This window comes from Azospirillum sp. TSH20 (genome assembly GCF_003115935.1).
In the GTDB taxonomy this organism is placed as follows: Bacteria; Pseudomonadota; Alphaproteobacteria; order Azospirillales; family Azospirillaceae; genus Azospirillum.
Window position 1 is genome coordinate 1 of record NZ_LGQU01000177.1, and the last position, 7,342, is coordinate 7,342.

Below are 7,342 nucleotides of genomic sequence, written 5' to 3' on the forward strand. Positions count from 1 at the left end.
CTAACCTCCCCCGCTCTCAGCGGACCTTCGGTCCGCCTGTCGCGTCAGCACAAAGCGGAGCTTTGTGCGAGAGCTGGGCGGGGGAGGGTTAGGGTGGGGGGCTAACTCCGCAAGACTCAACTTCCCTCACCCACACCCCGCCATCATCAGCCCCAGCGTCTTCTCGTCCGCCTGGTCCGGCATCACCTCGCCGACGATGTGGCCGTCGAACATGACGACGATGCGGTCGGACAGCGCGCGGATCTCGTCAAGTTCCACCGACACCAGAAGGATGGCCTTGCCCTGGTCGCGCAGGGCCACCAGCCGGCGGTGGATGAACTCGATGGCGCCGATGTCGACGCCGCGGGTGGGCTGGCCGACCAGCAGCAGGTCGGGGTTGCGCTCGATCTCGCGGGCCAGCACGATCTTCTGCTGGTTGCCGCCGGAGAAATTTGCCGCCGGCAGTGACCCGTCGCGCGGGCGGGTGTCGTAATCCTCCATTCGGCGGGCGCAGTCGGCGGCGATGGCCTCGCGGTCCATCAGCACCCGTCCGTTCCAGGCCGGATCGTCCTGGAAGCCCAGAATCGAGCATTCCTCCGCCGAGAAGCTGGTGACGAGGCCGACCTTCTGCCGGTCCTCCGGCACATGGCCCACACCCAGCCCGCGCAACGCGCGGGCGTTGAAGCGATTCGGATGCCCGGCCAGTTCCTCGCCGCGCAGGCGGACGGAGCCACCGGCGATGGGCCGCATGCCGGCCAGCGCCTCCAGTAGTTCGGACTGGCCGTTGCCGGACACGCCGGCGATGCCGACGATCTCGCCGGCCCGCACCGACAGGCCAACCCCCTTCACCCGCTCCACGCCGGACGGATCGCACACCCGCAACCCCTCGACCCGCAACACCTCCGCCCCAGGATTGGCCGGCGTCTTGTCGACGCGCAGCAGAACCTTGCGGCCGACCATCAGCTCGGCCAGCTGCTCCCGGCTGGTGTCGGCGGTGGCGACGTTGGCGACCACCTGCCCGCGCCGCATTACCGTGACGTTGTCGGTCAGCTCCATGATCTCGCGGAGCTTGTGGGTGATGATGACGACCGTCTTGCCCTGCTGGCGCAGCGCCCGCAGGATGCGGAACAGATGGTCGGCCTCCTGCGGGGTCAGCACGCCTGTGGGTTCGTCCAGGATCAGGATGTCGGCGCCGCGATAGAGCGCCTTCAGGATCTCCACCCGCTGCTGAGCGCCGACCGGCAGGTCGCCGACCGGGCTGTCGAGATCGACCTCCAACCCATAGTCGCGGGCCAGCCGGGTCAGCTCGGTGCGGGCGCGGGCAAGCCCGCCGGCCAGGGTGACACCGCCTTCCGCCCCCAGCAGCACGTTCTCCAGCACGCTGAAGGGGTCGACCAGCATGAAGTGCTGGTGAACCATGCCGATTCCGGCGGCCAGCGCGTCGCGCGGCGTCCGGATGGCGGCAGGATTGCCGTTTACCCGGATTTCCCCGCTGTCGGCGCGCAGATAGCCATAGACGATGCTCATGATCGTCGACTTGCCGGCACCGTTCTCGCCGATCACCCCGTGGATCGTCCCGGCCGGCACCGACAGCGACACGTCTCGGTTGGCGTGGTTGGCGCCGAACCATTTGTTGATCGCCACGGTTTCCAGGGCGATCGGCCCGTTTTCCTGGGCGCTACCTTCAGTCATCAAGGCATCCGGGCTCAGGGCTGGTACGGCTTGACCGCCAGCGAGCCCGCGATGATCTGCTTCTTGGCCTCTTCCAGCTTCGCTTCCATCTCCGGCGTGATCAGCTTGCGGTTGTTGTCGTCCAGCGCATAGCCGACGCCGTCCTCCTTCAGCCCGACGACGCGGTGGCCGGGCTTCCAGCTGCCGTCCTTCGCCGCCTTCATGCAGTCATAGACGACGACATCCACCCGCTTGACCATGGAGGTGAGGACGCTGCCGGGATGGACATGGTTCTGGTTGCTGTCGACGCCGATCGACAGCTTGCCGGCATCGGCCGCCGCCTGCAGCACGCCGAGGCCGGTGGCGCCCGCCGCGGCGAAGACCACGTCGGCCCCGCGCGAGAACTGGCTCTTGGCCAGCTCCGCCCCGCGGCCGGGATCGTTCCAGGCAGCCGGGGTGGTGCCGGTCATGTTGACGAACACCTCGTCGTTCGCCGCGACGTGCTTCACGCCCTGCTCGTAGCCGGTCAGGAAGTTGCGGATCAGCGGGATGTCCATGCCGCCGACGAAGCCGACCTTGCCGGTCTTCGAGGCCAGCGCCGCCGCCATGCCGACCAGATAGGATCCCTCCTCCTCCTTGAAGGTCACGGACTGGACGTTCGGGGCGTCCAGCTTGTCGTCGATCAGGCAGAACTTGGTCTTGGGCGACTCCTTCGCCACCTTGTCCACCGCCGCGGTCTGCGAGAAGCCGACGGCGACGATCACAGAGGCGCCGCGGCGCACCAGCGTGCGCATCGCCTGCTCGCGCTGGCCCTCGTTGGTGATCTCGAACTCGCGGTAGGCGGTGCCGGTTTCCTTCTTGAACCGCTCGGCGCCGTTATAGGCCGCCTCGTTGAAGGACTTGTCGAACTTGCCGCCCTGGTCGAACACCACCGCCGGCGAGAAGTCGTCGGCCTGCGCCGGAACGCCGGCCGCCGTGATCGCCGTCATCGCCAGCATGCCGGCAAGAATACGCGTCTTCATGTCCCACCCACTCCCGACTGCGGAAACTTGACCCAAAGGATAACCGCGCCATCATTCCGCACAACAGGGAAAGCGATTGATACCGTGCAGCGAATCGCGGCGCCCCCGGTTGACGACAGGGGCGGGGGCGTTTATCACCCCCGCCGATGGTCGTTGCGACGAACTGGTCGCGAGCAGCCGGCACGACCGGCCATAGGAATTCGGGGGACGACGCTCGGTGGACGAAGTCTGGGTGCTTTTGCAGGGAATCGTTCTCGGATTCGCCATCGCCGCACCCGTCGGGCCGATTGGTCTGCTGTGCATCCGCCGCACCCTGCAGCATGGGCCCCTGATGGGCTTCTTCACCGGGTTCGGCGCCGCGGTGGCCGATACCTTCTATGGCGCCATCGCCGCCTTCGGCGTGTCGGCGGCGCTCAGCTTCCTGCGCGGGCACGAGATCGCCTTCCAGCTGGTCGGCGGCATCTTCCTGCTGGTGGTGGCGATCCGGACCTTCCGCCAGCAGCCCGAAGCGGAGGAGCGGGAGGCCGCCGCCGCCCCCGACAGCAAATCCTGGTTCACCGGCTTCATGACCGGCCTGTCGCTGACCCTGACCAACCCGGCGACCATCATGGCCTTCATCGCCATCTTCGCCGGATTTGGGTTGGGCGGCACGCTGGACCGGCTGGAGGCGTCGACACTGGTGCTGGGCGTCTTCATCGGGTCGTCGCTGTGGTGGATGACGCTGGCGATGGGGGTGGCCGCCGTGCGTCACCGCATTTCCGACCGCGGCCTGACCATGCTGAACCACTGCACCGGCGTGGCGCTGGGCGTCTTCGGCCTGTGGGCGCTGGGCATGGCCGCGACCGGCATCGTCGGCATGGCGACGGCCTGACAATCAACAGCCGGCTGACGGCGTGACGCTCGGCGCCTCCCCGGCCGTACCGCCCTTGCGCAGCAGGTGCAGGTGCTTGGTCAGCCGCCACAGATACAGGCCCACCAGCACCACCAGCAGCCCGACGGTGAAATAGCCGACCAGCCGGTGGGCGAAGGGCCAGGTCGACAGCATGTAGCCGGTCCAGGCCAGCAGCAGCGTCCACAGCACCGACCCGATGCCCGACGCCAGCGAATAGTTCAGGATCGACATCCTGCAGGCGCCGGCCGGGATGGAGATCAGCGTCCGCACCCCCGGCACCGGCTGCGAGAACAGCACGGCCAGCCCGCCGCGCTTGGCGAACCAGTCGGTGCTCTGCCGCACCTTCTTCGGGTTGATGGTCAGCCAGGGGCCGTATTTCTTCAGGAACGCCTCCAGCCGCTCGCGCCCCATCAGGCGGCTGGGCAGGAACCAAACCAGCTGCCCGGCCAGCGAACCGAGCCCGCCGGCAACAGCGATCCCCACCAGCGAGAACTCGCCGGTCGCCGCCCCGATCCCGGCCAGCGGGATCACCGACTCGGCCGGCAGCGGCGGGAACACCCGCGCCAGCGCCACCAGCAGGAAGATCCCGATATAGTGAAGGTGGTGCATCACCTGCACCAGCCAGTCCGTCAACCCACCATCCATGCCGTTCCGTCCCTTCCCCACCGGTCGAATTGACCCGTATCGGGAGAACGGCGCGGCACGGCGGGGGGTTCCCAAGTGTCGGCTGACGATGCCCCCACCTAACCTCCCCCGCTCTCAGCGGACCTTCGGTCCGCCTGTCGCGTCAGCACAAAGCGGAGCTTCGTGCGAGAGCTGGGCGGGGGGAGGGACTGCCGCCGCTTTTCCGAACAAGCGCCAATCCCCTCCCCCGCTGGGCGGGGGAGGGTCAGGAAGGGGGTCTAACCCCGCAAGATTCCTAAACTCCCATCACCCGTTGAACAGCGCCGCGTCGATCCGCCGGACCATCGCCACCAGACGCGGCGCGAACTCCTCCTCCAGCTTCTTCAGATCGACCATGAAGGCCGGCCCGCCGCAGTTGAAGGCCAGCACCTGCGAGCCATCGCGCGGCACGAAGGGGACGCCGACGGCATGCACCTCCGACTTCCAGGCGCCGATGGAGCGGCAGTAGCCGCGCGTCCGGTAATCCTCGATGGCCTGGAGGATGCCGTCGCGGATCTCGGGCCAGCGCTCCCCCTCATGCTCTTCCAGTTTCGCCATCAGCGGCGCGCGCTCCGCCTCCGGCAAGGCGGCCAGATAGGCGCGGCCCATGCCGGTGGTCGACAGCTTGATGTGGGAGCCGACGTCGAGCGACAGGGTGATCGGCCCGGTCGCCTTGCAGCATTCCAGATAGATCATGCTCAGCCGGTCGCGCCCGCCGAGCGCCACGGCAAGGCCGGTCTGGTCGGCCAGTTCCTGCATCAGCGGCCGGGCGACCTGCCGGATGCCCATGCCCGACAGGCTGGCATAGCCGAGCGCCAGCACCGAGGTGCCGAGCCGGTACTTGCCGGTGTTCTGGTCGTAGGCGAGATAGCCCAGCTTCGCCAGCGTGTAGGTCAGCCGCGACACCGTCGGCTTCGGCAGGCCGGTGCGCTGCGCCAACTCCAGATTGCCGAGCATCGATTCGTTGCGGCGGAAGGCGCGCAATAGCTCCAGCCCGCGAGCGAGCGCCGTGACGAAGCGCGGGTCCTTCTCGTCGTCCGCCAGATCGTCGGCGACCAGAGCCTCTTCCCGCCTGCGCATGACCAGTCCCTCCCGCAAAAGATAGCGGGACGATCCTGCCAGCCGCCGGACAGCGCGTCAATGGAACAAGGTTTCGCGATACGAAATTTATAACCGGCGGCCTATGCCCGCATCACTGCGTCACTCCCAGCCCCAGCGTCACCATGCGTTCGTACAGCGACGCGCGCGAAATGCCCAGCAGCTTCGCCGCCCGCGCCTTCACCCCGTTGGCCTCCTCCAGCGCGGCGGCGATGGCGTGGCGTTCGGCGGCGTGCAGCACCTCCTGCAACGGCCGCGCGCCCGCCGCCAGCGGCAGGGCGGAGGCGCCGGCCGGATGCTGCATGCCGGGAAGCACGCTGCGGATGTGCGGCGCCGTCAGGATCGGCGCGTCGGTCAGCGCCACCACCCGCTCCAGCGTGTTGTAAAGCTCGCGCACATTGCCGGGCCAGTCATAGTCGCGCAGCACCTGCACCGCCGATTCCAGCAGTTCGCGCGGCGGCGTGCCCTGCTGGATCGCCAGCTGTTCCAGGATGCGGTCGGCGATGCTCTCGATGTCCTCCGGCCGGTCGCGCAGCGGCGGCAGGGTGATCGGCACCACGTTCAGCCGGTAATAGAGGTCGGCGCGGAACTGCTTCTCGCGCACCAGGGCATGCAGGTCGCGGCTGGTGGCGGCGATGATCCGCACATCGACCCGCACCACCTTGTTGGAGCCGAGCGGCTCGATCTCCCGCTCCTGCAGCACGCGCAACAGCTTGGCCTGGACCGGCAGCGGCATGTCGCCGATCTCGTCGAGGAACAGGGTGCCGCCGTTGGCAAGCTGGAACTTGCCATCGCGGTGGCGCCGGTCGGCACCGGTGTAGGCGCCGGGGGCGACGCCGAAGAACTCCGCCTCCAGCAGGGTTTCCGGGATGGCGGCGACATTGACGCCGACGAAGGGCTTGGCCGCCCGCGGGCTGGCAGAATGGATGGCCTGGGCCAGCAGTTCCTTGCCCGTCCCGGTCTCGCCCAACAGGAGGACGGTCGAGTCCATCTGGGCGGCGCGGCGGCCCAGCCGCTTGATCTCGCGGATCGATTCGCTGGCGCCGAGGAACTGCGAGAAGGAGTATTTGGCCCGGCGCTCGTGCGCCAGCTCCTGCTGGGTGCGGGTCAGCTCCTCCTGCATCTTCTCGTATTTGCGGACCAGAGGGCGGAGATATTCGGCGCGGTCGAACAGCACGAAGCCGATGGCGCCGATGATCGAGCCGTCGATGCCGAACAGCGGCATCCGCGTCACCACGAAGGAGCGGTCGTCGAACTCCATGATGTCCAGCGGCTGGGGCTGGCCGCTGTCGATCACCCGGCGCAGTTGGCTGTTGGGGATGACGTCCTCCACCTGCCGGCCGCGCGGATCGTCCGGAACCCCCAGCAGAGCCTTGTACTTCTCGTCCATCCAGGCGATGCGGCCATTGTGATCGACGGCGACGGCGCCGACGCACATGGATTCCAGATGTTCGAACAGGGAGTGCACCGCCCGCTGGCGCAACGCTTCGAAATCGACGGTGTCGCCCACGTCACCCTCCCAAACGGGACCGATCTTCGTCGTCCCGGTGTCGAGGCCTCTTGCGATGCCGGCTTTGGGGCCTGCTGCATTGCAACGCAATTTGCCAACAATATCAGAGGTCAACATAGTAGCCCATCCGTCGGATTAAAGGGAAGGCATGCAGGTTCGGTCGGGTGCGCGGGGTCGATCCGCACCCGTTCATCAGATCAGAGCTTTGCCGAATGCCGGTTCGGATCGATTTTTAAAAAGGCAATCCGGACGAGTTCTCTACATCCTCCGCCATAGCCCTGTTTCTCTTTGGGTCTTTCAACCAGGACGAGTAGAAAAGGGAAAAAGAGGGGGACCTTTCGGTCCCCCCTGGGGGAGTTTCGGAGAAGACGGCAGACTCAGTGTCCCCGCTTGGGCAGGCGTGCCATCAGCTCGCCGACGATACCGCGGCGGAAGAGCAGGACGCAGACGACGAAGATGCAGCCGATCACCACCGGCACCGGCAGGCTGGTGGAGGCGAGGTAGCTT

Annotated in this window: 6 protein-coding genes; 1 reads left to right on the forward strand and 5 read right to left on the reverse strand. The window is 67.4% G+C overall.

Features of this window, described 5'->3' with window-relative positions; translation table 11 throughout:
* Window positions 1-126: 126 nt before the first annotated feature.
* Window positions 127-1,671 (reverse strand): ABC transporter ATP-binding protein, encoded by a 1,545-nt coding sequence (locus TSH20_RS33045; RefSeq protein WP_109157752.1) that lies wholly within the window; start codon window positions 1,669-1,671, stop codon window positions 127-129.
* Window positions 1,672-1,685: 14 nt separating this feature from the next.
* Entirely contained in the window at window positions 1,686-2,672 is a 987-nt protein-coding gene (locus TSH20_RS33050) for a BMP family ABC transporter substrate-binding protein (protein WP_109157751.1), read from the reverse strand.
* 217 nt (window positions 2,673-2,889) lie between these two features.
* On the opposite strand from TSH20_RS33050, the gene TSH20_RS33055 reads away from it, so the two are divergent.
* Entirely contained in the window at window positions 2,890-3,543 is a 654-nt protein-coding gene (locus TSH20_RS33055) for a LysE family transporter (RefSeq protein ID WP_109157616.1), read from the forward strand.
* Between the two features lie 3 nt (window positions 3,544-3,546).
* On the opposite strand, the gene TSH20_RS33060 is transcribed toward TSH20_RS33055, so the two are convergent.
* From TSH20_RS33060 to TSH20_RS33070, 3 genes are all read right to left on the reverse strand, one after another.
* The gene (locus TSH20_RS33060; protein ID WP_109157617.1) at window positions 3,547-4,209 is read right to left on the reverse strand and encodes a DedA family protein; all 663 of its coding nucleotides are present in this window, start codon (window positions 4,207-4,209) and stop codon (window positions 3,547-3,549) included.
* A gap of 285 nt (window positions 4,210-4,494) precedes the next feature.
* Window positions 4,495-5,307, reverse strand: a complete 813-nt coding sequence (locus tag TSH20_RS33065; protein WP_085092194.1) for an IclR family transcriptional regulator — start codon at window positions 5,305-5,307, stop codon at window positions 4,495-4,497.
* Window positions 5,308-5,419: 112 nt separating this feature from the next.
* A complete protein-coding gene (locus TSH20_RS33070) occupies window positions 5,420-6,835 on the reverse strand; it encodes a sigma 54-interacting transcriptional regulator (RefSeq protein ID WP_247871695.1) in 1,416 nt (471 codons plus the stop codon).
* Between the last annotated feature and the right edge of the window lie 507 nt (window positions 6,836-7,342).

Coding starts and splice junctions, on each gene's coding strand:
- TSH20_RS33045 (WP_109157752.1), bottom strand. CDS start 1,671: ATGACTGAAGGTAGCGCCCAGGAAAACGGGCCGATCGCCCTGGAAACC.
- TSH20_RS33060 (WP_109157617.1), bottom strand. CDS start 4,209: ATGGATGGTGGGTTGACGGACTGGCTGGTGCAGGTGATGCACCACCTT.
- TSH20_RS33065 (WP_085092194.1), bottom strand. CDS start 5,307: ATGCGCAGGCGGGAAGAGGCTCTGGTCGCCGACGATCTGGCGGACGAC.
- TSH20_RS33050 (WP_109157751.1), bottom strand. CDS start 2,672: ATGAAGACGCGTATTCTTGCCGGCATGCTGGCGATGACGGCGATCACG.